A 25,796-nucleotide genomic window follows, 5' to 3' on the forward strand; every position below is an offset into this window, starting at 1 on the left:
AATTACACCGGCATCTTCATAATATCTTCAAAAGAGGCAACCACTTTGTTGCGCACCTGCATAAGAGCGTTGAACGATAAGCTGGCTTTCTGGCTTGCGACCATTGCGCCAACTAAGTCGTCACTTTGCCCAGTTTCTACCGCCGTCATTTTTTGACTGGCCGCAGATTGATGTTGATTGACTGTATCCAACACGTTCGTCATCGCTTGAGAAAACGACAGTGGAGCATTCAGTGCTTGTTGATCTAAAGGGTTGGCAATCACGATAAATTCAGGCGGCTGCACTTGAGCCTGCATCGCCTGCATTTTTGACAACATGAGTTGCTCTGCCGAGACCGCATTAGTAGGTTGACTTGCCATCTATATTTTTCTCCTATTAGGCAGCCGAGCCTAGAGCCGACTGTAAATCAATACCGTGTTCTCGCATGGCTGCGAGCTTGTAACGTAGCGCTCGGGTTGATACTCCCAAGGCGTTTGCGGTTTTGGTTCGGTTTCCACCAAACTGACGTAATTTGTCCAAAATAAATTGGTATTCAGCCTGCTTCTTCGCTTCCACATGACCAAAGCTGGACTTTGGCTCCATGGAAGGCACTGGGGCAATGAGTTCAATCGGTAACATCAGATCGTGCGCTGTAATGTAGTCACCATGGCGCATCACCAAGGCACGTTGAATAACGTTCTCTAATTCACGAATATTGCCCGGCCAGTGATACTGACTCAGAGCGCTGATCGCATCCTGAGATAAGTGACAGCGGCTGCTATCTTGATATTTTTCAATAAAGAATTGGCTGATCGGTAAAATGTCTTCTTTTCTTTCGCGAAGTGGTGGCCAATGCAATGGCAACACATCCAATCGATAGTAAAGATCTTCACGGAAGGTGCCTTTTTGCACTTCTTCGCGTAAATCTTTGTTGGTTGCTGCAATCACTCGAATATCAAGCTTGATGGCTTTGTGACTGCCCACACGTTCCACTTCTCGCTCTTGAAGTACGCGCAAAAGTTTGGCTTGGACTGCAGGAGACATTTCACCGATTTCATCTAACAAAATCGTGCCGCCGTTTGCTTCTTCAAACTTACCGCTTTGCGAATTCGTCGCGCCAGTAAACGCGCCTTTCACATGACCAAAAAGCACCGCTTCTAGCATCGATTCAGGAATCGCGGCACAGTTCACTGCAACAAATGGGCCATTAATGCGAGGAGAGTGTTCGTGTACATATCGAGCTAGCACCTCTTTACCCGTACCAGACTCACCCGTGATCAACACACTCGCGTTCGTACACGCTGCACGGTGCGCCAATTGAAGTACCTGCTTACTGCGCCACGACTCAGCCACAATGTTTGCCATTGGTTTGCCAAGAGCTTCAACACGCTTTAGCAAATTGATGAGCTGATTCGCTTCAAATGGACGCAACAAGTAATCGGTCGCACCCGACTTCATAGTCTCTGCCGCCAAAATGCCTTGTTCTTGATCCACAATCGCAATCACAACGCCAGCATTACGCTGCTTCTGGTGACACGTAACAAACTCACGTACGCACATATCCGGTAGCGTAGAGCTCACTAACGTGATGCTTGCGCGCTCTTCTAATAGTGCGCTTCGCCCTGTACGTGTGTGCTTTGCGGTGTAACCGGCATTCTTCAGCACATCCAGTACAGGTTGAGCAAGGTGTTCGTTCGGCTCAACCAACAAAATATTCGTTTTCGTCATCATTGAACCTTAACCTTCTTTTGTTGAGTCTGTTGTTGTACGTACATGGTGTTTTTTTCTATGGTGCGTTCGTTGTCTCTGACTAGGCGCAACGTCACACGTCGATTTTTGGCCTGACCAGCTGCTGTATTGTTATTTGCGACCGGATATCGGTCACCATGAGATCTGACTTCGATAATATTTGGGTTTACACCGTGAGCAATCAGTGCATCGGCCACTTGTTGAGCACGTAAACGTGATACCGAAAGGTTGGTGAGCCTTGGTCCAACATTGTCGGTATGGCCATCGATTAGCACTTTCGTCACTCGGTCATCAACAGAAAGATAGCTATAGAGCGCAGCTAACGTCTGTTGCTGAGTCGCATTTAGTGTTTTCTGACCGAATTGAAAAGGCAAAACGATGTCTCTTGCTTGTGAGAACGACAGTTTCGGTAGTCGCTCAAGACACGCATTAAATTCGCTCAGTGCCTTTTGAATTTGAATTGTTGGGATTCTGACCTCTGACAAAGCGGAAGCATCTTTTCCTTCCAATACCAGCGTAATCCAACTACCACCGGCAATCGCCTTCATTAGTGAGGGTGCGCCTTTACGGAATACAAATCGACGAGAAGGCTTGGTAACCGTAAGAGAAGATTCAACTTTTCTATAAAGCTCTTTACCCCACGGTGCATTTTGACTAATTAATGTCACACCTTGCCATTTATTCCCTTCGTTGCGTATATCGGAAATAAATAAAATTTGATTATTTGGTTCCGCACGGAAATAAAACTTCCCCATTGGAACTTTTGAATGCATCAGGTTGCACTCAAATTTATTTCCTTTGAAAGACCAATTAGAAATATCCATTGGAACTGTCAACACCTCACCAGACATGGCTGGATTAAAATTGACCAAACCCAAAGAAAAAAAGACGTTACAAATTATTATCAAACTACGAAAGGAAAGGTATATCTTACATTTCCATGACTTAAGCAGCTTAATTAAATATGCCACTGAAGCTCTATAACTGGCATAGCTAATCATGTTAATTACCTATTCTGAAATATTTAAATTGATTGGCAAACGTTTAGTATGAGCTGGAACACCCATAAAACAAACGAGATAAGACCAATAAAACAATTAGTTATATTAATATTTTTATAATAATCACGTTAGTCACCAGATAGAGGAACCTGGTGAAATAACAACAAACATTGCTCAAAAGTTGCTATTTTAATTTATTAACCGATTTATAAATGAAACTAACCCTTTTTAATTTTTATTAAAAGCTTCGCATGTACTGACATAAGCAACATGTGAACTAAAGTCACATAATTCGAAGTTAAAACTAAAACATCATGAAAAACTCTGTGTAGACTACCGAATATTAAGTTAGAAGAACTTAGTTTGTTAACGCACGGTAAAATATAAATGGAAACTAGAGTTAGTGAGTCTATTTCCGATATCAAACCTCTTGATGTCGAATTATTAGGCAAGCCTATTCATATCATTCGAGATAAGCTTGAAAATTTAATTTCAGAATCTTGTTCAAGCCTAACGAATGAATTACAAAATTGGCTCAGTACAAACAAAGTGGAAGCTAGCTTAACCTCCGTAGACCTGCATCGATTCTCTCCTGCAATGATGGACAAAGATCAGACATCCACCCATAAGCACCAAGAAGGTGGCATGGTATTTGTTCACGGTGATACTCAGACTCTCGTTAAATTAGCAGACCGTTTTTATGGCGCTAATACAGAGCGTTCAGTCGCAACACTGACTGCCAGTGATCTTCGCCTACAGGAAAGAATCAGCCGCATTATTATCGGTTGGCTAGCACCGCAAGACATGTGGGAAGCATGTGAGTATGAAGCTCAACGCGGCATAGGCTTATGTGTCCAATTAAATATCACCTTTGAAGGTTATCAAGGGTCGATGTACTTAAAACTGGACACGCATCTGATCCAAACCTTGATTGAACAGCTTGAGCTGCAATCAGACGTGGATTTGTATGAACCTTTTTGTCGTTCCCTAGAATCAACGCCAGTTCGTCTTAACGTGGTATTGAGTAAAAAAACGATGGCTCTAAGTGACGTTGTCAGCCTAAAACCTGATGACATCATGCCAATCGAATTACTGAATACCGTACCGGTAAGCATTGGCAATCAACCTCTCTTTACTGGCCGTATTGCTGAGCAAGACGGACAGCTTGTTTTGATTTTTAACCCGGATAAGGAAACGCAGCGATGAGCGAAGCGCCTGAAACTAAAGCGTTCGACACAGATGAACTGAACTTTGATGATTTTCAATTAGAAGACTTTGAAGCTGAAACAACGCGCCAACCTGAGCCTGTTGCTGCAGAGCGCGACCTGAGCTTTTTCAAAAGCATCCCTGTGACTGTCACGCTTGAAGTCGCAAGTAAAGAGATCCCACTTGGTGATTTGATGAAAGCGGGCGAAGGCACCGTCATTGAACTTGAAAAGCTGAACGGCGAACCGTTGGACGTAAAAGTGAACGGTTCCCTACTTGGCCATGCGGAAGTAGTTGTCGTTAATGACAAATACGGTCTTCGCTTGATTGACGTACACGATTCGGCATTAAGCGGCGTTGGTCGATAATTTTTGGTAGGCAGTACAATGAACAATCTGAGCGCTTGGCATCGTTGGTTACCTTTGTTGGTATTGGTGTCACTTTTGTTTGCATTCCCAACAATGGCAGCAGACAACGGCTTAACAATTCTGTCCGTTACGGACGGCGACGCACAACAAGAGTACAGCGTTAAACTACAAATTCTTTTGTTGATGACGGCGCTCAGTTTCCTTCCTGCTTTCATTTTGATGGCGACGAGCTTTACACGCATTATTGTGGTGCTGGCTATCTTGCGCCAAGCGCTTGGTTTGCAGCAGAGCCCGCCAAACCGCGTGCTAGTGGGTATTGCATTAACGCTTACTCTGCTCATCATGCGCCCAGTTTGGACGGATATCTACGAGAACGCGTTCCAACCATACGACAATGGTGAAATTACGCTGGTTCAAGCATTTTCCGTGGCGGAAAAGCCCGTTCGCAACTTCATGTTGGCGCAAACCCATCAAAGCTCTCTTGAGCAAATGTTGCGAATTGCTAATGAGCCGCTCGATCAAAAAGTAGAAGACATCTCGTTTGCCGTTGTTCTTCCTGCGTTTGTGATCAGTGAGCTTAAAACTGCGTTCCAAATCGGCTTTATGCTGTTCATTCCGTTTTTGATCATCGACTTGGTGGTCGCTAGCGTCTTGATGGCCATGGGTATGATGATGCTTTCACCACTTATCGTCTCTTTGCCATTCAAGTTGGTGGTGTTCGTTCTGGTCGATGGCTGGGCGATGACGGTCGGCACTCTTTCAGCCAGTTTCGGTTAACAGGAGCTCATGATGACACCTGAATTAACCGTTACTCTATTTTCTGATGCTGTATGGCTTATCATCTTGATGGTGGCCGTACTGGTAGTGCCAGGCCTGATTGTGGGTTTGGGTATTGCGGTATTCCAAGCGGCAACGCAAATCAACGAACAGACATTGAGCTTTTTACCACGTCTGATCGTCACTCTGTTGATGGTGATTTTTGCAGGACACTGGATTCTTCGCAAAATCATGGAGTTGTTTGATTTCTTGTTCCACAACATTCCGGGGATGATTGGCTGATGGCCATCACATTTGCAGACCTCTCCGCAATTCTCGGTCAACTTTGGTGGCCGTTTTTTCGTGTGGGAGCGGTATTTTTATCCATGCCATTTTTTGGTGACGCGTTGATTCCGATTTGGGTTCGCAGCTTATTAGCACTCTCTATCGTGGTCATCACAGCGCCATTAATGCCAACAATGCCTGCGGTTGAACTCTTCTCATTAACCTCTTTGTTTCTGGCATTTGAGCAAGCGATTTGGGGTTTGATGTTCGGTCTGATTCTGCACATGCTGTTTAACGTGTTCACCATGCTCGGCCAAACCATTTCTTTGCAGATGGGTTTGGGTATGGCAATGATGAACGACCCTGTGAATGGTCTGTCGGTGGCGATTCTAGGCCGTATCTTTTTGATTTTTTCGACCTTACTCTTTTTGTCACTAGAAGGGCACTTACTGGTGATCGACATCGTTATTCAGAGTTTTGTGGTGTGGCCTGTTGGCTCAGGCATCACGGCCCTATCACTACAAGGCGTGATCAATGTGTTTGGTTGGATGTTTGCGGCTTCTCTCGCACTTGCGCTGCCTGCCATCGTGTCAATGCTGTTGGCGAACATCAGCTTTGGTGTGATGAACCGCGCCGCACCGTCTCTGAACGTTTATGCGCTAGGTTTTCCGATGACCATGCTACTTGGCCTGTTCAGTGTTTTGATTTCTGTTTCCGGTGTTCCGGGCCGCTACACCGCGCTGGTGCATGAGACGATCCGACACTTAAACAACTTTATGTTGGGGGGCGCATGAGCGATCAGTCGTCACAAGACAAAACCGAAAAGGCCTCCCCCCAGAAAGTCAAAAAAGCCCGCCAGGAAGGCCAAATTCCACGAGCGAAAGAATTCACCACTGCAGTCATTTTTATGGCTGTAGCGCTGTATTTTTACTCTCAAATCAATAGCATCTGGGAAAGCATGTTCGGCATTTTCCGCTATAACATGTCGTTGACGAAAGCCGACCTAGAAAACCCACAGCAAATGGTAGAACAAGTGGGTCAGAGCCTTGGCATGATCATCGAAATGCTGTTGCCACTTTTCACGGTTATCATCATCGTGACGTTCGGTAGCAGTATGGTCTTGGGCGGCTGGATGTTTCGTCCCGCAAACATGTTGCCAAAGCTAAGTAAACTCAACCCGCTCAGCGGCATTAAGCGTATTTTCTCAACGCGTTCGTTGGTGGAGCTGGTTAAGTCGACAATCAAAGTAACGGTGATTTTCGGCATCCTTTACGGCTACTTGGACAATCACCTTCAGCCATTGTTAGGCATTCAAAACCTTCCGCTTAACCAAGGTTTTTCAATGGTGATGTCTATCTTGTTTGAAGGACTGCTCTTGATGGGATTTGCTTTGCTGTTGTTTGGTGTGATTGATATTCCTTACCAACGTTGGGAACACCTCAAAGAACTTCGCATGACGAAGCAAGAATTGAAGGAAGAATTCAAAAACAACGAAGGCCGCCCGGAAGTCAAGCAACGTATACGCCAAATTCAACAGCAGTTTGCGCGCCGAAAAATCGACAAAATGGTACCGACCGCCGACGTAGTGATCACAAACCCGACGCACTATGCGGTCGCTCTAAAATATGAGCCGTCGCTCTCAGATGCGCCATTTGTGGTCGCCAAAGGCGTCGATGAAACTGCCATGCACATTCAACGTATCGCGCGAGAAAATCAGGTGGAAATCATTAACTCCCCACCTCTGACACGTTCGATTTATCACACCACCGCGATAGAGCAAGCAATTCCAAGCCAACTTTATATCGCCGTGGCACACATTCTTACTTACGTTTTGCAGTTGAAAGCCTTTCGTAAAGGAGACGGAAAAAAGCCGACACCTTTGCCTCATTTTTCAATTCCAAAACACTTGCAGCACTGATTAACCCGCGTTTATCCAAGGACACGAAAGTATGCTTACTCGGTTAAAACAACTTCAAACCTCAACCAAAGGCTACATTGGCATCCCCATTGTTTTGCTGATGATTCTGGCGATGGTTATTTTGCCATTACCACCATTGCTATTGGATGCGCTGTTTACTTTTAACATCGTATTGGCGATCTTGGTATTGCTGGTCAGTACCACAGCAAAGCGACCACTCGACTTTTCTGTTTTTCCAACCATTTTGTTGGTGGCAACCTTACTTCGCCTAACGCTGAACGTCGCCTCAACCCGAATCGTATTACTAGAAGGCCATAACGGTGGCGATGCCGCTGGTAAAGTCATTCAAGCTTTCGGTGAAGTGGTGATCGGCGGCAACTACGTTGTCGGTATGGTGGTCTTCATCATCTTAATGATCATTAACTTTGTGGTTATCACCAAAGGTGGTGAACGTATTTCAGAAGTCTCCGCGCGTTTTACATTGGATGCCCTACCGGGTAAACAAATGGCAATCGATGCGGACTTAAACGCCGGTTTGATTGATCAAGAAACCGCTCGTCTGCGCCGTAAAGAAGTTGCAAACGAAGCCGACTTCCACGGTTCAATGGACGGTGCGTCGAAATTTGTTCGTGGTGATGCGGTCGCGGGTCTGTTGATTCTATTCATCAACATCATCGGTGGTATCAGCATCGGTGTTTTCGAACACGGCTTACCAGCGTCTGAAGCATTCAAAACTTATGCACTGCTAACCATCGGTGATGGCTTGGTAGCGCAAATTCCATCGCTATTACTGGCAACCGCAGCTGCAATCATTGTGACTCGCATCAATGACAGCGACAACGGCATGTCAGAAACCATGCAGAAACAGTTGCTCGCAACTCCAGCGACCTTGTTTACGGTTGCAGGGATCATGGCCGTCATTGGTATGGTTCCGGGCATGCCGCACCTTGCATTCTTTGCATTTGCTGGCGCATTAGGGTTTGCAGGTTGGAGACAAAGTAAGAAACCAGTTCAAGACACGCAAGTCGAACAGGTGGAAGCACTTTCTCAAGCCATGCAAGAGGAAGACACACCACTCACATGGGACGACATCCCACACGTGCACACCCTGTCTCTTGCGCTTGGTTACCGTCTTGTTCACTTGGTAAACAAGGATCAAGGTGCGCCACTTTCGCAACGTATTCGTGGCGTACGTCGTAACCTCTCAGAACAAGTAGGTTTTCTTCTACCCGAAGTTCGCATTCGCGATAACCTAAGCCTAAAACCGAACCAATACACCATTTCGCTTAATGGCGAAGTGATTGAGCAGGGCTTCATCGAACCAGAGCGTTTAATGGCGATTGCCGTTGGCGACACCTACGGTGAAATCGATGGCATTCTAGGGAGCGATCCTGCATACCAACTTCCTGCGGTTTGGATTGAACATCAAGACAAGGCGAAGGCACTCAACATGGGTTACCAAGTCGTGGATGACGGTACAGTGATCGCAACGCACATCAGCAAAATCATGAAAACCAACCTTGCAGAATTGTTTACACACGATGATGTAGAAGCGATGACGCAGCGCTTAACCCAACAAGCGCCGAAATTGGCAGAAGCCTTAGCCGCTGCACTTAACCCAGCTCAACAGCTCAAAGTGTACCGCCAGCTATTGCTTGATCAGGTGCCACTAAAAGACATCCGAACCATTGCGAATACCATGCTGGAGTCTTCAGAAAACACGAAAGACCCGATTTTGTTAGCTGCTGATGTTCGCTGCGCACTAAAACGCACGCTAGTTAACTTAATTGCAGGGCAAAAACCTGAGATCAATGTTTACGCTTTATCGGATGAGTTGGAACAAATGCTACTGACGTCGCTGCAACAAGCGCAAGCTTCAGGTACAGTGGTTCTCGATAGTTTCCCAATCGAACCGAATATTCTTGGTCAGTTCCAACAAAACTTACCTTTGATTCGACAACAACTTAAGCAGCAAGGCTTACCGCCAATTCTACTTGTAATGCCACAGTTACGCCCATTACTGGCGCGTTATGCGCGTACTTTTACTCAAGGATTGGCTGTGCTGTCTTACAACGAAATTCCAGAAAACAAACAGATCAATGTGGTAGGAAACCTTGGTTAATCTTATTTCAACACACGCGATATACGAATATCTTTGTAGTCTCGCGGTACAACACATCGTCACGGACGACGATCAATTGGTATTTGAAGCACTCAAACACAATGACATCCAACACGCTTGCCAAGCCATTCGTGAAACTCAATCCGGTGAGGTGGTGTATCAACACCTCACTTTGAGATTCGGATTGCGCGGAGAGCAAAGCGTTTATCAGTTTGAGCTTTCCGAGCAAATGCAATACTGCTTAGATTTGTTCAGCCTTTATCTCGCCTTACGACAAACTCAATTTCAATTAGAAGCTTTTCATCCAGATTTAATCAGCAACGTCGTCGTACCCATTCGTGTCGATGCACTGCTGTGGGATCCGGGCGTGTATTTTCTTGAGCAGATGGTTCAGTTTCACTCAGCCGCTTTCCAGCATGTAATCCCATCCTTACAAGCAGATGAAACATTGTGCCTTCACGAACGCATGGAAACGCTTGTCGAAAAACTAAAGGAAAATGCGTTTGCATTGTGGTTTGAAGTAGCCACATCCCAAACGCATTTTGAACGCATTGCTGAATTTGATCCAGATATGATCAAACTCTCGGTAACGATAGAGAACAAACAAGATCAACACTCATTTTTACCCATTGCGCGATTTCTAAGAAAACACAAATACCAGTGGGTGGCTGGTCGCGTTGCAAGCCAAGTCGAACTCAACCGCTATCGACTGCTCGGTGCAAGTTATTACTTTGGTTACTTCAGTGACATCCCTACTTCCCTGTCTTTTCGTTCCTTTGATGAGGAATAGCTGAAACCCAACCCTCATGGCTAAACTAAAAAGCGCGAATGATTCGCGCTTTTTTACTTTTCTCGTTTTAGATTTTCTCTTTGCCTTAATCTTATGCCGATCAAAACACATCGGAAACTAACGCTAAAACGGTAACAACCCCCAACTTAGTGGAATGCAAGTCACTAAAAATCATCAATTTTGATCTTTTTTAGAAAATTTTTAATTTTCAAATTAATCATTAGTGGCAAGCGACCGCCTCTAGTTAGTGACTAGGGAATATCCCAAGGCCTGAAAGAAATAGTGATAAACTAAGGAGACTAAGATGGCTTTATCAATGCACACTAACTACGCATCACTTGTAACTCAAAACACTCTAAACAGCACAAGTGGTCTTTTAAATACTGCGATGGAGCGTCTAAGCACCGGTTACCGCATCAACTCAGCAGCAGACGATGCAGCAGGTCTACAAATTGCGACTCGTCTAGAAGCTCAAACTCGCGGTATGAACGTAGCAATGCGTAACGCTCAAGACGGCATCTCTATGATGCAAACTGCTGAAGGCGCTATGGAAGAGATGACTAACATCACTTACCGTATGAACGACCTTGCAACACAATCTTTGAACGGCTCAAACAGCGCAGAAGACCGTGCAGCAATGGATGCAGAGTTTAAACAGCTAGCATCTGAGCTAGGCAACATCATGGGCAACACTTCATTCGGTGGTCAAAAACTTCTAGCTGAAGGCGGCGGTTTTGGCGCAAGCAGCGTGAGCTACCAAATTGGTGCAACTGGCGCAGAAAAACTTGTTGTAAACGCTAAGACTGAACTAAACGGTATTTCAACAGCTATCGCTGGTCTAACTAGCATCAGCACTGCAGCAGCTGCTTCTACTGCACTTAGCAAGCTTTCAAGCACTGGTGGTATGCTAGCGAAACTTGGTACTGCGCGTGCTGAGTTCGGTGCAAACATCAACCGTTTAGAACACACAATGACTAACCTAGGTAACATGACTGAAAACACTTCTGCAGCAAAAGGCCGTATCACTGATGCAGACTTCGCTACAGAGTCTTCAAACATGACTAAGAACCAAATGCTTATGCAAGCAGGTACAACAGTTCTTTCTAAGACTAACCAGCTTCCTGGCATGGCAATGTCTCTACTACGCTAATCATTGAAGCTTATAACCCCACCCATCCGGTGGGGTTTTTTACTATCTGAATATTATGACACCAGTTTATTCTCAACATATTGATATCATTCGATCTCGTTGGCCCGATGTTGCACAAGCTCTAGACAACGCTGACTTTAGCGACCTACATTTCGAAGTCGTTGAAAAAGCGGCGATGACGCTTAAAGTCAATGGCGTGCAGCTTAGTAGTGCCTACGACCCGCTCGAAGAAGCCTTTCAGTACCGAAGCCTAACGTCTAGCAACGAATATCATATTTGGGGCATTGGTATGGGCAACGTCCCATCCCTGTTAGCTCAAGATCAAAGCGCCAGATCTATTTGCGTTTATCTTTACAACCTTTCGCTAGCAAAATTGGTACTATCTCTTGTTCCTCAACCTTGGTTATCCGATCCTCGCGTCTCACTAGTCGCAGTTTCTGAAGATCATTGTGAAATCGGAAAACACTTATCAAGCCTGTGCTGGGATGATTGTATAATTATTAATGCTGACAGAGCGATTTCTCGTTATACACATCAATGGCTTTACTTCCGACTAGAAAATCGTGTTTTGATTGGCTTTGCGAACGCAAACTACCGACATAGCGACGCTGAACTAGTAACAAGAGAAGAAGAAAACGCCCCCCTTTTAAAACGAATTAAATCCTCTGATCATTATCTGATGTATCAAGTCGATGACGCTATTTGCATTGGTGCAGGCCCATCGCTCCAACATCATATTGAAGAGTTAAAAGTCGTTTATAGCCAACCAAATCGTCCAAAGTTCATTGCCGCGTCAACCGCATGCAAATGCTTAATGGAGAACGGCATCAAACCTGACGTCGTGTTTGCTGTGGATATGGATTTAGGTGACGAACATATTCCTTTTGAGCTCGCTATAAACACCATTTTAGTTTTTGCTAGCCATATGCCTAGTCGTATTTTCCAAAACTGGCACGGTGAAAAGTACTATTTACATTTGGGTGATTTCACCTACGACCGATTTGCGGCCAAACTACCAGTAAAATATCGACCATATTCATTTGGTTCTGTGATCCACCCTCTGATCCACTTTACATTATTGCAAGGTGCTTCAAGAATCTCATTGATTGGCTGTGACTTCGGTTTCCCTGGAGACATTATTCATTCAGGGCGAGAGAACAGAGCAGATGATCCAAACGCAACAATGACAGCTCGTGTTGAAAACGGGTTTGGCGAGATGATTAAAACCTCTCCTGCTTACCGGATGTTTGGCAGCGGTGTAGAGAACCTTATTGCAGCATCACCACAGACTAAGTTCTATAACTGGAGTCGTATTGGTGCGAAGATCATTGGCGCTGAATATTTTAACGTGGAGGAGTTGTATGGAAACCGTCGCTAACTCTGTTTACGATACTTTTATTAAAACAGCAGAAGTCTATTACTATGGCGATCACCTAACTGGCGATCTGATGCTAGGTCAGTGTCTCAACCTGTTAGCTAAACTCTTCTCTGTGTCAGCTGAAAGAACAGCGTTGCTCGAAGTGCTGTCTCGTATCAATCTAGCCCGAGAAGCCCACGATTTCACAACACTAGCAGACATATTAATGTATGAAATTGCCCCAAAAATGAAATCGTAAGTCACTATTTAAAAAGAAAAAGCCTCTAAAATAGAGGCTTTTTCTTTCTTAACGTCGAATGTAAATGGAACTTGCACTGCCAATCGGTTCATCCGGCATCCTGAAGCCCACTTTTCGCATCATGTTGTGAAGCACTTTGTTAAATAGCTCCAGTTCAACTGTCTCTATTTCCTTCCCTTGTTGATAAGTTTTTAGCTCAGGGAAAGTAGATATCGCTTCCTGCTGAATACTGGCCAATTCATCCGCATTAATATTTTGTTTACTCAATAACTTCGCACTAATAAACGTCTCGTAAGATCGAGCGCATTTCATCAGCCGAAAAACAAATTCATTCATTTCTTTCGTTCTTTTCTAAGTGATAGCCTGACGTTGGCGAGGTGCGCTAAAACACCAAAATATGCTTAATTAAAAGATACCAAAAGTTGAGCGACTCCCTTTGTAGGAATACTCCTATTTAAATAGCAGGAAACACCTAAAACCGTGCGTCGATGACAACTCAACCAATACATCTCATGCCTAAAATAGATTAAATACTTTCAGCTTTTTAGTCGCCTTGTCTTATAGGGAAACACTAGATGTTTTCTAGAGGAAGGCGGAACACCGAAGGTGGAAAACCTACTTCCTCTCAAACTCAAATAATATCGCAAAACCCTGTTTTACAAGCACATTTAAGTTAGGCACATATCTTGCGATAAGACATATTTTCAAGGCATAGAGTTACGCCAATTACCAATGAGAGAGGGAGTAAGCTCGTGAGTTCAATAGATCCAGCAACCTTTGCAGCCCAATTGGCGCAGATAGAAGTTCAACCTTTTAAACAACGCTACCAACTGCAAACCAATACATACCAAGCTCAGCTATCTGCTTTGGGCAAAGTTGAGAGTGCTATGCGTGAATTCCGCACAGCACTCAACGAAATGAACAGCAGCACAAGCAGCATCATTAAAAACTCAGCCTCCATCTCTCAAGAAGGCTACTTCACTGCCAATGCAGATGCCAAGGCCCTATCGGGTAGCTACCAGATCTTTGTCGAGAAAGTAGCAACATCACACCAAGTTTCTACAGGTATGCCAGCGAATCTAGAAGCGACTACTGAAGTCCCAACAACGGGAAATCTTGAGTTCACCGTCAACGGTAAAACAATGACGATTGATCTATCAACGGTCGATACCGACGGTGATGGTGTAGCGACGGTGAGTGACTTAACGAAAGCGATCAATAACAACAGTGACAACCCTGGTGTAAACGCAACCTTAGTCCGCTCAAACGGTCAAACTCACTTCATGCTTTCAAGCACTGAAACCGGCGTTGCCAATCAAATCAACGTGTCAGCGACGGGCACAGGTCAAACATGGTTTGAAGATGCATTCACAAACCTCAATCAAATCAGTGCACCACAAGATGCCGTGATCTGGTTGGGTGCAGAGAATACTGGTCTAAAACTCACTAACTCGAGCAATACGTTTGAGGGGGTTATTGATGGCGTAGACATTACCGTAACCAAGGCTCAGACCTCTGGAGAAACCGCGATTGGTTTAGGTATCGGCGCTGATGACGAAGCGACAAAAGAGCAACTAAACAAGTTCGTCGAATCATACAACAAACTCGTTTCAACCATTGATCAACACACCCAACTTGGTGGAGAGGATAAAAAACGCGGCGTGTTAGCTAGTGATCCAACCATGCGATCAATTGAAAGCCAACTATCAAACCTTGTTCGAGGCGAGCATGGCGGTATGCGCTTAAGCGAAATCGGCGTGACATTGGATCGCCATGGCAAACTGAAAGTGGACCAAGAAAAATTTGCAGAGGCACAAAAAAACAACAGCGCTGGCTTAGAAGCGATGTTCAATGGTGATGGTGCACTACTTGATTCAATGGACGCCATGGTCGAACCATTCCTCAAATTTTCTTCTGGTGCGTTCAAATCTCGTAAAGAAGCGCTGCAAGCAAACATCGATCGCCTCTCAGACAAACAAACCACTTTAGAACGTAAGTACGACATGTCGTACAAGCGTTACCTAAAACAATTCACTCAAATGAATACATTAATGACTCAAATGAACCAAACCATGTCAATGTTTGGCTAAGGCTTTAGGAGAATATCTCATGCTTATGGACTCTGGTTACGACTCATATCAACAAGTCGACCTTGACGCTCAAGCAGCAGCAGCAAACCCTCATCAACTTGTCATCATGCTTATTGATGGCTTACTCGATGAAGTTGAACGTATTCGTGGCCACCTTTTGGCCAATCGCTTGGCAGAGAAAGGCGCTGGCATCAATAAATGTATGAACATTTTAATTGGATTAACCAGTGCCCTTGATGACGAAAATGGTGGCGAAATTGCAGAGAACTTGCGCCAACTGTACGACTTCTGTCAAGTCGAACTGTACTACGCAAGCGTACAAAATGACGCTGACCGTTTAATGAACGTCGAACGTGTAATGGGTAATATTCGTGAAGGTTGGATGAATTTTGGACAACAAGCATAAAGTGTCGCCAGAGCGATTCCGTCACTTATCTCAGCTAATCCAATTCGCCACTAAGACGGCGGATTGGCACGCGCTAAAACGCCATGATTTGCAGCTTCGAGAGCTGCTTATCAGTCATAAGCCGTTTTTGAAAGATCCCAAATTAGCACCTGAGATTCAGCGTGCTAAATCCGTGCACGCGGATGCTTTTGCTGCATTAGAGAAAGCCACTGGTGAGCTCAAAAAAGAGATGAACATGGCGAACGATCAACAAGAGCGTGCCATGGCATATCAACTAGCGATGACAATGGAGATGACACAATGATGATTTCTTCTTCACTGCCATCGTCAAACGCCGCTCCAGCTTCAGAAGGCCGAATCACGCAAGCAAAAGACGTTCAAGGCTTTTCGCAGCGCAATGCTTCAGGGCAAACACCTCTGAATCAATCCGCAGCATTATCAGAGCAAGCAGTACCTAGCTTTCGCCTTGCTGCACAAACTTTCTCAAGTGAAGAGCGCAAAGAGGCGACAACTGCAACAACAGAAGAAAATGCTACGGTTGATACCACAGGAATGAATGTTCTTCTGAGTGCAACAACGCCAACTGAAACATCAGACCTTGCAGCGCAAGCGCAAACCTTGACGCAAGGCATGCTAAACATGGCTGAGAAATCGGTTGCGTCGTTCAACAAAGTCAATCCGTTGGAAGTAAAAGGTGAAGCAAAAACAACAAGCCCAGCGCAAGCTAATGCCTTGTTAAACACATCACCGCAACAGCAAGATATTCAAATTAGCCAAACGACTTCTGCGAATGCACGCGTGAACACCTCTGCCGTAGACTTTCAAGTCTTGTTGAACCAACCAGCGCAAGGGCAAGCAACGACTGCACCACTGAACGTTCAAACTTCTGCTCCGTCCGCTCAAGCAGTGAGCGCTGCGACAGTAGCTCATGCTCATACGCAAGGCTCAGAGTGGGCAGCAGTGAAAGTGGACACAAGTGCAGGCAAATGGGGCGAGCAGATGATGCAAGTGCTGCATGACCGAGTCACCTTGCAAGCACAGCAAAGTGTTCAGGAAGCGAAAATACGTCTCGATCCGCCCGATCTAGGCAAACTGGATTTACTCGTTCGTGTTGAGGGCGATCGATTGAGCGTACAGATCAACGCAAACACGGCGGCAACACGTGAAGCCTTGATGCAAGTATCGGAACGCTTACGCACTGAACTACAAGAACAAAACTTCGTCCATGTTGATGTCAATGTAGGTGCCGACCAAGGTCAAGAGCGCCATCAACAACAGATGAATGACGAAGACACCACAATTTTCGCTGCACGTGAGTCCAGCGCATTTCAATCCAATACAACAACAAACTATTCAGAACACTGGCTGAACACTCAAGCCTAAGTTAGTCATCGAGGAAAAAGGTTATGACCAAACAACAAATGATCGCCATGTTTATCGCCATGATCATCGCCAGCGCCCTCGTTTCGGCCGCCACCATCATGGGTGGTATTTGGTATCTCAATAAACAGGCACAAGATTCAGGAGAAACCAGCTCACTGCTTGAGAACTCTCCTTTGTCTTTTCTTGTGACTGAACAGCCAACTAGCAAAGGCCCAAGCTTTCACCCTCTAGACAAAGTGGTACTGAGCATTAAAGGCAAGAAACAGACGCACTTTGTCATGCTAGAGCTGGCTATTGAGACGCGTCGACCAGAACGTATTAAAGACATCGATAACTACATGCCAATGGTTCAAAACTCGCTTTTGAAGCTGTTTAGCGACAAAACTTTCGATGAACTGCAACAGACAGGCGCGATCGATATTCTGCAAAACGAAGTGAAGCAAACGCTGTTGGTAGCCTTTGCGAAGACTGACATCGTGCGTGATATCGATGATGTACTGCTGACGAAATACGTTGTGCAATAACGGAGCACAACCATGTTAGACATGAACCCTCAAGAAACGTACACCGCACCAGAGGAAGTGAACACACCATCACGCCCGATTGATGAAAACGCACTTTTGCAACGTCATCAAGTGATGGTGAAACGCGTAGTTAACCAGCTTCGCGTTCATGCCACTTCCCATTGCAGTATCGAAGATATGCAGCAAATTGGTCTTATCGCGCTGGTTGAAGCAGGACGTCGTTATGGAGACATTGACGATACTCACTTTCCAGCGTTTGCGGTTTGCCGCGTACGTGGCGCGATCTTAGATGAGCTGCGCCGTTTAGACTGGCGCTCACGTAAGACACGTCAGCAAGCCCATGAGCTTAACGACGTCACTCGTGACCTCACCCGCTCGTTAGGTCGCATGCCAACGGACTCAGAAATCATCAAAGCTCTCGGCACCAACGAGCAGGATTATTACAACCGTCAAAACGCGGCGCTTGCAGGTGAAATGCAAAGTCTCGATCAACTGATGGAAAACAGCACCGACAGCCACTTTGGTGGTCAATACGACGGCATGGAGCACGAGCACATTCGTCGTAGCTTAGACAGCGCACTAGGCCGACTGTCAAAGCGAGATCAATTGCTACTGACGCTGTTTTATCAACACGAACTCAATTTACACGAAATAGCCCTCGTCTTGGATCTGACGCCACCTCGAATTTGTCAGCTTCATAAACAAGCGCTGAAACAACTCAACCAATTAATGTCCTCTTAGGAGTCACAAGATGCAAAAGTTTTTAGGAGTCCTCACTATCCTTGTGTGTGTCTTCGGCGGATACATGTGGGCTGGCGGTAAGCTAGGTGCAATTTGGCAACCAGCAGAATTTCTGATCATCATCGGCGCGGCAGCGGGTTCTCTCATTATTGGTAACCCACCACACGTGCTGAAAGAGATGCGCCAACAAGTGCCAGCAACCATCAAAGGTCCAACTGAAGAGTACGAGTACTACATGGAGCTGATGGCGCTATTAAACAACCTGCTAGAAACAGCGCGTAGCCGTGGTTTCAAGTTTTTGGATTCTCATATCGAAGCACCAGAACAAAGCTCTATCTTCCTGATGTACCCGCAAGTTTCTGAGGATCATCGTCTGATTTCGTTCATTACTGATAATTTACGTTTAATGGCGATGGGACAAATGTCGCCTCATGAATTAGAGGGACTGTTAGAACAAGAAATCGAAGCTATCCAGAACGAGCTGCTCCTGCCTTCACGCTCATTACAGCGTACCGCAGAAGCACTACCTGGTTTCGGTATTCTTGCCGCAGTTGGTGGCATCATCATCACTATGCAAGCCATAGATGGTTCTATTGCGCTCATTGGCTATCACGTAGCCGCTGCCCTTGTAGGTACATTCATTGGTATTTTTGGTTGTTACTGTGGTCTAGATCCACTAAGTAATGCCATGGCTCAGCGAGTGAAACGTAATATGACCGCTTTTGAATGCGTACGCGCAACACTCGTTGCTTACGTCGCTAAAAAGCCAACATTGCTCGCCATCGACGCTGGCCGTAAACACATTCAGCTAGACATCAAACCAACATTCAACCAAATGGAGAAGTGGTTAGCTGAACAGGAGGGATAATGCAAAAACAAGAGCATGTAGTGTTCAAACGTGCCAAAGCTCACGGCCATGACGAACCTCATGGCGGCGCGTGGAAAGTCGCGTTTGCTGACTTCATGATCGCCCTAATGGCGCTGTTTCTTGTGCTTTGGGTCATGCAAGTGGTGGATAAAGAAGAGCGTAAAGCGATTGTTGCCCACTTGCATAGCTCAAGCGTGTTTGACAAGAGTTACGGCAACCCATTTGATACCTCACAAAGTATCTCTCCTATCGACTTGGCACAGGACTCTTCTGTGCCAAGTAAACACAACTCCAATCACGTTGTGAGCTCTTACTTTCAAGGTGACGGTGATGGTCCAGAAATTAACTCTCTAGTTCCTGGCACCTTCGACACCCAAGAACAACTTGCTGCACTGGCAAAAGTTATCGAAGAGATGACCGCGCAGATCAACGCGCAAGGAAACGTCAACGTTACTGTGACACCACAAGGCTTGCGTATCGTGTTGCAAGACGATTACAAACAGCACATGTTCAGTCGTGGTGGAGCCGAGCTTACGCCATTTTTTGAAGATTTACTGTTGGCACTTGCCCCTCTTTTCGAGCGAGTAACCAACCCATTGATCATCAGTGGTCATACCGATGCGATTCCGTTTAAGAAACGTTTTGGCCGTCAGTCGAACTGGGCGCTGTCGGCATCGCGTGCTGATGTGGCGAGAAAAACGCTGGTTGAAGGTGGAATGCCCGATGATCGCGTCATGCAAGTTACCGGCATGTCAGATCGAGCGTTGCTGAACCCAGATGAGCCAGATTCAAGCGAAAACCGTCGAATCGAACTGTTTATTCTGACAACACCAGCAGCAAAAGTGCTTGAGACCCTATTTGGCAATCAAGATGACAGCGAGCTGCAAAAAGCGAAACAAAAAGCGGAATTTAACCAACCCGTTATTCGACAAGAAGTGATCCGTTACTCGGCGGACTCAGAAAAACAAGAAGCAAAAATCCAAGCGCTATAACGCTTGTCAACGCCATAAACCACAAAGGTCACCTCGCCCAGCTGGTGACCTTTTTAATCCCTAATCCAATTGCCGTGACTTTTAGTAGAGTTCAATATGCACGAGCCAATGCCCGACACAACAAGACGTGATATGTTGAAGAAAGCCTTTTTATGGCTAATCATCTTCGACTATTTATTATTGGCGTTTTTTCTTACCCAACTCTCTAGCCTCAACCTAAACAGTGGCACCATGATCAGCCTGCTCCTCGTGGTTTACAATGTTCTGCTTGTGTCGTTGTGTTTTCAACGAACCAACAAGCAAGACTCATACATCATCTACCCAGTGTTATCAGCAACGTTGCTCGCTTTTGTCTGCTTCCTTTACTTTTTTTTTCTGGTTTAAGAGCCCCATAACCTAATCAAGCACGCGTTCACTGATCATACGATTGAACGCAACAAGGTCAAATGAGCCTTTAATTTCAAACCGAACTCGTCCCACTTCACTTAAGAAAAACTCAATTTCGCAATCGAGATCAAACGTGCCGGAAGTCTCAATAGAGAATGCATTGATCTTACTGTAAGGCAGCGACGTGTAATCCACTTTTGAGCCCGTAATCCCTTGCACATTCGCCGCAATCACTCGTTTGTTGGTAAACACCACTTGGTCACGAACGGTTTTAAAAGCGGCGAAAATGGTCTCACCATCAATCAAAAATTTGTGGAAATCATCTCTGACTTTGGAAACGTCAATAGGCTTAAGCTTGAACACAGAGGAGTTATCGAAGTCGATCATGAGTCGTCCTTTAAATAGGCTGAAAAACGAATTTCTCAACGTATCAGACCACACCGGTTTTGCCTATCTACCTCAACCGTTTTTGCTTGATTCATCTACTGCAAAACCCAAATTACTTCCAACCCTGCCGCCATAACTCTGGGTCTTTCAGATCTTGCCAGTTCATCTCTTGCTCACGTTTACTCATAACGGCTTCAATGACACATTTCACAACATTGCCGTCTTCATCCAGTTCCATTTCAGTTACGACAAAGTGCTTCTCTTTATTTTTAGGTGACGTCGCCGTCCATTTGCTGTGCAATAGTTTCTTTGGGTGAATTCTATTCATCGCAGTATACCAATTTAACTTTCATCTCTATGTATACGACTGAATACCAAGAGAGAATCAGATTTTATTTTTAAGCATCCACGAAAGAGAAAAGCCGCAAAAGAGGTCATCTCCCAATGCGGCCTTACTTACAACCCACTTAGGTCTTTTGACCGTTCAAACGAGGGTTTAAGTACTGACTCTGTAGCAACTGCAAAGCCTTACCAACCAGCACAATCACCACCGCGCCGATCAGTACTGGCGTGAACAGAAAGCTCCACCCCTGCCCAGATGCCATGATCAAGATAGGATTTGCACCCGCAGGTGGATGCGTTGTCTTCGTAATCAGCATAGCTGACACACCTAACCCAGTCGCAATCGCGAGGGTGATTGGCGTGATCTCAACGTATTGGCTAAACGCAATACCGATAGATGCCGTAATGAAGTGACCAATGATCACGTTTTTTGGTTGAGCGAGAGGGCTGCTAGGCACCCCAAACACCAACACCGCCGTAGCACCAAATGGCGCCATGAGAAGTACAACCTCAGTAAGAGATACCTCGGCGTAAGACAACACACCAATAGCCAATGTCGCACCAAGCCCCGCGACCAACGATAAAATTAAATTATTCATAAACACCTCAAAGTAGACCGAATTGTCTACAAATTAAAATAGACAAATCTGTCTACCTTTGTCAATATGTGTTTGTAGAACTTTTTGAGGACGTAGTTATGAACAAAAAGAAACAGTTATTGATCGACACCGCGTTGTCACTGTTTTACAAACAGGGCATCAACTCTATTGGCATCAATGAAGTCCTTAAAGTTTCTGGCGTGGCTAAACGCACGCTGTACAGCCATTTTGAGAGCAAAGAAGCGCTCATCCTCGCCGCACTAGAACAACGCCACCAAATCTTCATGGCGTGGCTAGAGGAAAAACTGTCATCAGCACAATCGAGTACAGACGTGATCGACCAGTTGTTTACCGCGCTTAACGGCTGGTTTCATGGTTCTGAGGAAAAATTGGGCGAGTTTCGCGGCTGTTTCTTCATCAACACGTCCGCCGAATTCAGTGACGACAGCGGCGAGATCGCAACGTATTGCCGCCACCATAAACAACAGGTTCGTGAGCTAATTCAACGCTATCTCAAATCAGACAACACATCATTACTCGATGCCATCTGCATCATGAAAGAAGGTGCCATCACTACCGCTTACATGACAAAAGAGTACGACGACGTCACAAAGAAATGCGTGGAAATTTTGCGCAAGCTGTAATGCGTTCAGGCGTAGTAATTAGCTAATTAAGTATTCAAACAAAAAGGCACCTATCGGTGCCTTCTGCATTAACTGGGGTTTAGATCATCACAACTCGTGTTCGGTACGGGCGATGATGTCATCCTGCGCGTCTGGTGATAGCGCGGTAAAGAAGGCTGAATAGCCCGCAACTCGCACGACAAGGTCACGATATTGCTCAGGGTTCTTCTTCGCTGCCAGCAAGGTTTCACGAGAGACGATGTTGTACTGCACGTGCCAACCTTTGTGGTGATTAAAGAAGGTGCGAATCAGCATTGAAAGCTTGAGCTTATCCCCTTCTGAAGCGACAGCCGCTGGGCTTAACTTCTGGTTAAGCAGCACGCCACCTAGGATTTTATTGGCTTGAATTTTACCGACTGAGTTATACACCGCCGTTGGTCCCAAACGGTCAGAGCCCGATGCTGGACTTGCGCCTTCCGCCAGTGGCGTTTTCGCTTTTCGACCATCTGGTGTTGCCATCGTGGATGCGCCAAATGGCACGTTGGCAGAGATGCTTGATGTTCCCGCGTAGTAGCCACCACCAATTGGCCCGCGCCCATGACGTGTGTTGACAAATTGCGCCAACTCATCGATATAAACTTGGTAAGCATCAGCCAGCAATTGGTCGACATAATCGTCGTCATTGCCGTATTTTGGCGCGAAGTTGATTAAGCGTTGGCGAAGTTGTTCGTTCTCAATACCATCAAAGTCTTCTTCTAATGCTTTTGCCAGTTCCGTTTGGCTGATTTGTGCTTCTTCAAACACCAAATGTTTGATCGCCGCCAAACTGTTACCCAAATTGGCGATACCCACTTGCAGGCCAGATACCCAATCGTATTTCGCTCCGCCTTCTTTTACGGTTTTACCACGCGCCAAACAGTCATCCACCAGCGATGAGCAGAAAATATCTTGCGCTTGCTGTTCAAGCACGCTGTCGACTACGGTATCAATCTCAATCGATTTACGTGTGTAATAGCGAATTTGCTCCGCCCAAGAAGCGGTGACTTGATCAAAACTCTCGAAGTTGCCTTTTGCCAACGACTTATCATGCGGCAAGAAGGCTTTGCCCGTCGTTGCATCCACACCTTCGTTAAGCGCAGCCAGTAAAATACGCGCAAAATTAATAAAGCTCATGCCCGTGCAACGGTAACCCCATTTGCCTGGAACAGCGGTTTCAATACAGCCAATAGACGCGTAGTTGTAAGCGTCTGCTTTCTCGACGCCTAGCTTGATGAACTCTGGAATGACGATTTCATCGTTGTTGAATGCAGGCATACCGAATCCGCATTTGATCACTTCAATACAGCCCATCAAGAACTCTTGATTCAGACCTTCATGATAGCGAACACTCAAGTTCGGTTGTGTGGAACGTAGCTGACCACAAGACTCTAAAATCGCCCAAGATAGCGGATTTACGGCGTCTTCAGGTTCTCCATTCTCATTCAGCTTTTGGCCACCGATACAGACATTTTGATACAGAGGAGAACCTGCCGATGCTTTTGAGTGCGCGCCAGAGCGAATCTTGTTTACTTCAAGCAATTTCAACCAACAGCTTTGCAATAACTCAAGGGCGAACGCTTTGTTCATCGCGCCACTTTCAAGATCACGCACGTAGTAGTCGTTTAGGAACTGGTCCATCCGACCGAATGAAACAGAGTGGCCATTCGATTCAATTTGCAACATCAACTGCACAAAATAGCTCAGTTGCAGAGCTTGCCAGAAGTTGGTTGGCGCATGGAAAGCCACATGACGACAGTTTTCTGCAATTGTCTCCAGTTCCGCTTTCCTCTCTGGTCGCGTTTCGTTTTGTGCCATTTCCAGAGCGAGATCGGCGTAACTCACCATGTGCTCCTGAATCGCAAGCAAGACAATTTCGACGGACTTATAAAACTGCTCTTTCTTCAACCCTTCATACGTCGACACGTCGTTATTAGCGCGATGCTGACGAACCTCGTCCAGCAGACCGTTCATACCGATCTTCAGGATTTTTTCGTTATCCACTGCAAGGTGCGCGTCGCCCGAAGTCATGTTGCCTTCGGCTTTAATGATAGTGCTGGCTAGGATCTCTTGTTGCTCGTCGGTAAAAAGTCCATAGCAGCGATCTTGAACCGTTTTACCGCGCCAGTATGGCGTAATGGCGTGAATGCTTTGTTTGTCCTCTTCACTTACCGCAAAACCAGCCCCAGGTCGGTCGGCCAGTTCGTCGATTTCCGCTTCAATCCAACGCACCGTGTATTCAGGGAAGATCGGCGCAGCGCGTACTTTGCTCGCTTGGTTGCCTACAATCAGCTCGTCGTGCTTAATCCAAATGGTACGAGTGCGTAAGTGCTCTTGTAGCGCCAGCGCTCTTTGCACAATCACAGGTTTGTCTTCATTTGCCTGATACGCTCGAGTATAAGCCTCTGCGCGCTCAGTACAGATAGGCGGCGTTACGATGTTGACCAGTGCCGATTTGTGGGCTTTGATTCGCTCTGGAAGGGTATGTAGGTCCATGGTTAACCTCTAACAATCACGTTAAGTTGAGTATGTTCGCTTGCGTATTGCATTGCGTTTTCTAGCAGTTCTGGATTATTTAATGGTTTGTCAGAACACTCGTAAGGCATATCGAGCAAACGGTATTTATTGATGCCGAGGGTGTGATACGGCAGCAAGTGAAGTTCTTGACAGCTTTCTAAAGAAGCAGCGAAGTCAATGATCGCTTTGAGCTCATCAATGGTGTCATTGAAGCCCGGCACAACCGGCACGCGAATAACAATACATTTGGCAATTGGTGCCAATTTTCTAAAATTGTCTTTGATGCGTTTTAACGATCCCTTCGCCCAGCAGAGAAACTTTTCGTCGTCGGTGTGTTTAAGATCCGCTAACCAGCAATCAATATATGGCGCGACTTTTTCTACGTTTTTCCACGGAACATGCATGCACGACTCCACCGCCGTAGACACGTGGTTTTGATGCAAACGTTCGGCAAGTTCTGCCACAAGATTTGGCTGCATCAGCGGCTCACCACCAGAAAACGTCACGCCACCTTGGCTTTGATCGTAAAAAGGCTTGTCTTTCATCAACACTTCAAACAAGTCGTCCGATTTCGCCGCTTCTCCACATATGCTGAGCGCTTGTGTTGGACATACGTTTCGCAGCGCTATGATCTGCGCTTCGCTCATGGCTTTTCGATTGATGATGATTTGATCGTCAATGCGTCGGATACCATCGCTCGCCATGTCGCCGTTTACGGTTTGTTTATAAGCCGATATACAAAGCTGGCAGCCCGCCATACAACTGCGCTCATCAAACAGCAGAGAGTGCTTTTCACTGCGGCTTTCTGGGTTTTGGCACCAAGGACAGGACAGACTACATCCCTTCAGAAACAGAATGGTGCGAATACCATCACCATCGTGGGTCGAGAACCTCTGAATATTGAAATACATTGCTGTCCGCCTCTTGGTTTGCTCTTCTACTTTTCACGCTTTTCTTTTGC

30 protein-coding genes are annotated in these 25,796 nt (G+C 45.8%); 21 read left to right on the top strand and 9 right to left on the bottom strand.

Going from position 1 to position 25,796, the window contains the following annotated elements:
- Positions 1-2: 2 nt before the first annotated feature.
- From fliE to UF05_RS11505, 3 genes are read right to left on the bottom strand one after another with little or no spacing between them, the layout of a single operon-like run.
- Positions 3-359: a flagellar hook-basal body complex protein FliE gene (gene fliE / locus UF05_RS11495; protein WP_045545537.1), complete on the bottom strand. Its 357-nt coding sequence runs from the start codon at positions 357-359 to the stop codon at positions 3-5.
- A gap of 16 nt (positions 360-375) precedes the next feature.
- On the bottom strand, positions 376-1,707 hold the full coding sequence (locus UF05_RS11500; protein ID WP_025534251.1) for a sigma-54 interaction domain-containing protein: 1,332 nt from the start codon (positions 1,705-1,707) through the stop codon (positions 376-378).
- Complete coding sequence (locus UF05_RS11505; protein WP_045545538.1) at positions 1,707-2,729, bottom strand: MotY family protein; 1,023 nt, start codon at positions 2,727-2,729, stop codon at positions 1,707-1,709. Before UF05_RS11505 ends, UF05_RS11500 begins: the two co-directional genes overlap by 1 nt.
- Before the next feature lie 387 nt (positions 2,730-3,116).
- Between UF05_RS11505 and UF05_RS11510 the strand changes: the two genes are divergently transcribed.
- The 11 genes from UF05_RS11510 to UF05_RS11560 all read left to right on the top strand — a co-directional run bounded on the left by UF05_RS11510 (position 3,117) and on the right by UF05_RS11560 (position 12,940).
- Entirely contained in the window at positions 3,117-3,935 is an 819-nt protein-coding gene (locus UF05_RS11510; RefSeq protein WP_045545539.1) for a FliM/FliN family flagellar motor switch protein, read from the top strand.
- Entirely contained in the window at positions 3,932-4,303 is a 372-nt protein-coding gene (gene fliN, locus UF05_RS11515; RefSeq protein WP_005462794.1) for a flagellar motor switch protein FliN, read from the top strand. Before UF05_RS11510 ends, fliN begins: the two co-directional genes overlap by 4 nt.
- 18 nt (positions 4,304-4,321) lie before the next feature.
- Complete coding sequence (fliP, locus tag UF05_RS11520; RefSeq protein WP_005462793.1) at positions 4,322-5,080, top strand: flagellar type III secretion system pore protein FliP; 759 nt, start codon at positions 4,322-4,324, stop codon at positions 5,078-5,080.
- 12 nt (positions 5,081-5,092) lie between these two features.
- Complete coding sequence (gene fliQ / locus UF05_RS11525) at positions 5,093-5,362, top strand: flagellar biosynthesis protein FliQ (RefSeq protein WP_005462792.1); 270 nt, start codon at positions 5,093-5,095, stop codon at positions 5,360-5,362.
- On the top strand, positions 5,362-6,138 hold the full coding sequence (fliR, locus tag UF05_RS11530; RefSeq protein ID WP_021484135.1) for a flagellar biosynthetic protein FliR: 777 nt from the start codon (positions 5,362-5,364) through the stop codon (positions 6,136-6,138). Before fliQ ends, fliR begins: the two co-directional genes overlap by 1 nt.
- Complete coding sequence (gene flhB / locus UF05_RS11535) at positions 6,135-7,262, top strand: flagellar biosynthesis protein FlhB (RefSeq protein ID WP_005462787.1); 1,128 nt, start codon at positions 6,135-6,137, stop codon at positions 7,260-7,262. The genes fliR and flhB overlap by 4 nt, the downstream gene beginning before the upstream one ends.
- 31 nt (positions 7,263-7,293) lie before the next feature.
- The gene (gene flhA / locus UF05_RS11540) at positions 7,294-9,384 is read left to right on the top strand and encodes a flagellar biosynthesis protein FlhA (RefSeq protein WP_045545540.1); all 2,091 of its coding nucleotides are present in this window, start codon (positions 7,294-7,296) and stop codon (positions 9,382-9,384) included.
- Positions 9,377-10,174 carry an EAL domain-containing protein gene (locus UF05_RS11545; protein ID WP_011106532.1) on the top strand — a complete coding sequence of 266 codons (798 nt, stop codon included), beginning with the start codon at positions 9,377-9,379 and terminating at the stop codon, positions 10,172-10,174. The genes flhA and UF05_RS11545 overlap by 8 nt, the downstream gene beginning before the upstream one ends.
- A 304-nt stretch (positions 10,175-10,478) precedes the next feature.
- Positions 10,479-11,324: a lateral flagellin LafA gene (gene lafA, locus UF05_RS11550; RefSeq protein ID WP_025631029.1), complete on the top strand. Its 846-nt coding sequence runs from the start codon at positions 10,479-10,481 to the stop codon at positions 11,322-11,324.
- A gap of 55 nt (positions 11,325-11,379) precedes the next feature.
- Positions 11,380-12,702, top strand: coding sequence for a 6-hydroxymethylpterin diphosphokinase MptE-like protein (locus UF05_RS11555; RefSeq protein ID WP_025631075.1), 1,323 nt, complete (start codon positions 11,380-11,382; stop codon positions 12,700-12,702).
- Complete coding sequence (locus UF05_RS11560) at positions 12,686-12,940, top strand: hypothetical protein (protein ID WP_025631074.1); 255 nt, start codon at positions 12,686-12,688, stop codon at positions 12,938-12,940. The genes UF05_RS11555 and UF05_RS11560 overlap by 17 nt, the downstream gene beginning before the upstream one ends.
- A 48-nt stretch (positions 12,941-12,988) precedes the next feature.
- On the opposite strand, the gene UF05_RS11565 is transcribed toward UF05_RS11560, so the two are convergent.
- Positions 12,989-13,276 carry a hypothetical protein gene (locus tag UF05_RS11565; protein WP_025631072.1) on the bottom strand — a complete coding sequence of 96 codons (288 nt, stop codon included), beginning with the start codon at positions 13,274-13,276 and terminating at the stop codon, positions 12,989-12,991.
- 416 nt (positions 13,277-13,692) lie between these two features.
- Here UF05_RS11565 and fliD point away from each other — a divergent pair, with 416 nt between their 5' ends.
- The 9 genes from fliD to UF05_RS11610 all read left to right on the top strand — a co-directional run bounded on the left by fliD (position 13,693) and on the right by UF05_RS11610 (position 20,328).
- The gene (gene fliD / locus UF05_RS11570; protein ID WP_017447227.1) at positions 13,693-15,030 is read left to right on the top strand and encodes a flagellar filament capping protein FliD; all 1,338 of its coding nucleotides are present in this window, start codon (positions 13,693-13,695) and stop codon (positions 15,028-15,030) included.
- Positions 15,031-15,049: 19 nt separating this feature from the next.
- Complete coding sequence (gene fliS / locus UF05_RS11575; RefSeq protein ID WP_017447226.1) at positions 15,050-15,436, top strand: flagellar export chaperone FliS; 387 nt, start codon at positions 15,050-15,052, stop codon at positions 15,434-15,436.
- The gene (locus UF05_RS11580; RefSeq protein WP_005478392.1) at positions 15,420-15,740 is read left to right on the top strand and encodes a hypothetical protein; all 321 of its coding nucleotides are present in this window, start codon (positions 15,420-15,422) and stop codon (positions 15,738-15,740) included. The genes fliS and UF05_RS11580 overlap by 17 nt, the downstream gene beginning before the upstream one ends.
- A complete protein-coding gene (locus tag UF05_RS11585) occupies positions 15,737-16,819 on the top strand; it encodes a flagellar hook-length control protein FliK (RefSeq protein ID WP_025793711.1) in 1,083 nt (360 codons plus the stop codon). The genes UF05_RS11580 and UF05_RS11585 overlap by 4 nt, the downstream gene beginning before the upstream one ends.
- 23 nt (positions 16,820-16,842) lie before the next feature.
- On the top strand, positions 16,843-17,343 hold the full coding sequence (locus UF05_RS11590; RefSeq protein ID WP_020841475.1) for a flagellar basal body-associated FliL family protein: 501 nt from the start codon (positions 16,843-16,845) through the stop codon (positions 17,341-17,343).
- Positions 17,344-17,355: 12 nt separating this feature from the next.
- Entirely contained in the window at positions 17,356-18,084 is a 729-nt protein-coding gene (lafS, locus tag UF05_RS11595) for a lateral flagellar system RNA polymerase sigma factor LafS (RefSeq protein WP_020841476.1), read from the top strand.
- Between the two features lie 10 nt (positions 18,085-18,094).
- A complete protein-coding gene (gene motA / locus UF05_RS11600; RefSeq protein ID WP_020841477.1) occupies positions 18,095-18,952 on the top strand; it encodes a flagellar motor stator protein MotA in 858 nt (285 codons plus the stop codon).
- Positions 18,952-19,944 (top strand): flagellar motor protein MotB, encoded by a 993-nt coding sequence (locus UF05_RS11605; RefSeq protein ID WP_025443053.1) that lies wholly within the window; start codon positions 18,952-18,954, stop codon positions 19,942-19,944. Before motA ends, UF05_RS11605 begins: the two co-directional genes overlap by 1 nt.
- Before the next feature lie 96 nt (positions 19,945-20,040).
- Positions 20,041-20,328, top strand: a complete 288-nt coding sequence (locus UF05_RS11610) for a hypothetical protein (protein WP_045545541.1) — start codon at positions 20,041-20,043, stop codon at positions 20,326-20,328.
- A 12-nt stretch (positions 20,329-20,340) separates the two neighbouring features.
- On the opposite strand, the gene UF05_RS11615 is transcribed toward UF05_RS11610, so the two are convergent.
- From UF05_RS11615 to UF05_RS11625, 3 genes are all read right to left on the bottom strand, one after another.
- Complete coding sequence (locus tag UF05_RS11615; RefSeq protein ID WP_005499881.1) at positions 20,341-20,718, bottom strand: PH domain-containing protein; 378 nt, start codon at positions 20,716-20,718, stop codon at positions 20,341-20,343.
- Between the two features lie 112 nt (positions 20,719-20,830).
- A complete protein-coding gene (locus tag UF05_RS11620) occupies positions 20,831-21,046 on the bottom strand; it encodes a TIGR02450 family Trp-rich protein (protein ID WP_023623752.1) in 216 nt (71 codons plus the stop codon).
- 139 nt (positions 21,047-21,185) lie between these two features.
- On the bottom strand, positions 21,186-21,659 hold the full coding sequence (locus UF05_RS11625; protein WP_005462762.1) for an HPP family protein: 474 nt from the start codon (positions 21,657-21,659) through the stop codon (positions 21,186-21,188).
- A gap of 98 nt (positions 21,660-21,757) precedes the next feature.
- Here UF05_RS11625 and UF05_RS11630 point away from each other — a divergent pair, with 98 nt between their 5' ends.
- Positions 21,758-22,303: a TetR/AcrR family transcriptional regulator gene (locus tag UF05_RS11630; RefSeq protein ID WP_025788520.1), complete on the top strand. Its 546-nt coding sequence runs from the start codon at positions 21,758-21,760 to the stop codon at positions 22,301-22,303.
- 87 nt (positions 22,304-22,390) lie between these two features.
- On the opposite strand, the gene UF05_RS11635 is transcribed toward UF05_RS11630, so the two are convergent.
- Both UF05_RS11635 and UF05_RS11640 read right to left on the bottom strand, forming a co-directional pair.
- A complete protein-coding gene (locus tag UF05_RS11635; protein WP_045545542.1) occupies positions 22,391-24,814 on the bottom strand; it encodes a formate C-acetyltransferase/glycerol dehydratase family glycyl radical enzyme in 2,424 nt (807 codons plus the stop codon).
- Between the two features lie 2 nt (positions 24,815-24,816).
- Positions 24,817-25,746, bottom strand: coding sequence for a glycyl-radical enzyme activating protein (locus UF05_RS11640; protein WP_045545543.1), 930 nt, complete (start codon positions 25,744-25,746; stop codon positions 24,817-24,819).
- Between the last annotated feature and the right edge of the window lie 50 nt (positions 25,747-25,796).

This window comes from Vibrio sp. S457-15 (assembly GCF_000960545.1).
In the GTDB taxonomy this organism is placed as follows: domain Bacteria; phylum Pseudomonadota; class Gammaproteobacteria; order Enterobacterales; family Vibrionaceae; genus Vibrio; species Vibrio parahaemolyticus.